The sequence below is a fragment of the Variovorax sp. 10N420 genome (assembly GCF_056394705.1).
On record NZ_JBFTIJ010000037.1, the window covers coordinates 1 to 1,851 of the forward strand.

A 1,851-nucleotide genomic window follows, 5' to 3' on the forward strand; every position below is an offset into this window, starting at 1 on the left:
TCCACCGCCGCGTTCAGTGCAAGGATGTTGGTCTGGAACGCGATGCCATCGATCACGCCGATGATGTCCACGATCTTCCTGGACGATGCGTTGATCGAAGCCATCGTGTCCACCACCTGGCTGACCACGCTGCCGCCCTTGACCGCGACKGCCGASGCCGACACTGCGAGTTGATTCGCCTGSCGCGCGTTGTCSGCGTTCTGCTTSACCGTCGAAGTCAGCTCTTCCATCGAAGCCGCCGTCTCTTCCAGCGAACTCGCCTGCTCTTCAGTGCGCGAGGACAAGTCCTGGTTGCCCGTGGCGATCTGGCCCGAGGCCGTCGCGATGGTGTCCGTACCCGTACGTACTTCACCCACAACTCTTGCCAGGCTGTCGTTCATGTTTTTCAGCGCCTGCATCAGCTGGCCGGTTTCATCGCGGCTTGCCACCTCGATGCGGCTGCCCAGATTGCCTGCCGCCACGGTCTCCGCCACTTGCACGGCCTTTCCGAGCGGACGCACGATGCCCACCGTCAGCCACCAGCTGGCAAGCGCACCCACCAGCAGGGCAATGGCCGACAGCGCCATGAGCCAGAGGCGGCCAGCTTGGTGATCCTTTCCGATGCCCTGGGCGGCTGCATCGATCTGCTCGCGCTCGTGGGCAGCAAGATTGGCAACCGCCTTCTCGTAAGCGACCAGCCCGCCCGCGAATTCCTTGTCGGCAAACGCATTGGCGCCTTCCCAGTCATTGCCCGCCTTGAGCTTGTTGAGCGTCGCGAGCAGCTCGAGCACGACACGGCGCGCCTCGGCGACTTCGCCATAGCGCTTCTTTTCTTCCGGCGAAGTCATCACTTCTTCGATCCGCTTCTGCAGCGGGTTGGTGAGCGCCTGGCCCGCGGCGAGCTCCTTCTTGAAGTACGCCTCGGTGGTGCTGTCCATCGACTTGACCATCGCTGACGTCCGCACGATGTTGGCCGCGAGCAGCGACGACCATTGGGCGACCAGACGCTCCTTGGCCAGCGGGCCCTCGACCATCTGCTCCACTGCATCGCCCACGTTGCCCAGGCGGATCATGCCGGTCGCGGAGATGCCCGCCATCAGCACCAGCATCGCGGCGAAGCCGGCGCCCAGACGCGTGCCAATCTTCATATCCTTGAAACTCATCGCACTTTCCTTGGTGAATTCGAATCGACAGAGACGGCGCGCCGAGACGCCTTGGAGCGTTGACGTACCTTCTCTATCTATCGGCAGTCAGCAGCAAAAGTTGAGGCCCGAATGCTCCTCGCGATGAGGTTTCGCTGAAGGCCTCCGTTTCAGAACTCGGTCCAGTCGCCTGCGCTGGCCGTCGCTGCTTCAGGCGCCTTCGCACCCTGCTTGGGGCCAGGCCGCGGGCTCGGAAGCTTGGGTGGAGGCAAGGAACGACCGGGTGATGCGTGACGGGCGTGCGCCAACGTGGGCGCGAGATCCGCCGAGTCGTCCTCCAGCTTGAACATGCCCACGACCTCCGAGAGACCGCCGGCCTGCTCCTGCAGCGACTGGGCGGCGGCCGATGCTTCTTCCACGAGTGCGGCGTTCTGCTGCGTCACCTGGTCCATCTGCGTGATCGCCTGGTTGATCTGTTCGATGCCCGACGTTTGCTCCTGGCTGGCCGCAGTGATCTCGCCCATGATGTCCGTCACGCGCTTGACGCTCTCGACGATCTCTTCCATGGTCTTGCCCGCTTTGCCCACCAGCGCGCTGCCCGCATCGACCTTGCCCACCGAGTCATCGATGAGGCCCTTGATTTCCTTCGCCGCCGCTGCCGAGCGCTGTGCAAGGCTTCGCACTTCAGAGGCCACCACGGCAAAGCCGCGGCCCTGCTCGCCGGCGCGCG

2 protein-coding genes are annotated in these 1,851 nt (G+C 64.1%); both read right to left on the minus strand.

The window, feature by feature from the left end; all coding sequences use genetic code 11:
* Window positions 1–1,142 (minus strand): methyl-accepting chemotaxis protein (locus AC1DEK_RS30080; protein WP_478128982.1); only part of this gene is annotated, 1,142 nt, incomplete at its 3' end.
* Window positions 1,143–1,291: 149 nt separating this feature from the next.
* Window positions 1,292–1,851: methyl-accepting chemotaxis protein (locus tag AC1DEK_RS30085; RefSeq protein WP_478128983.1), on the minus strand; the 560-nt coding region annotated here is incomplete at its 5' end.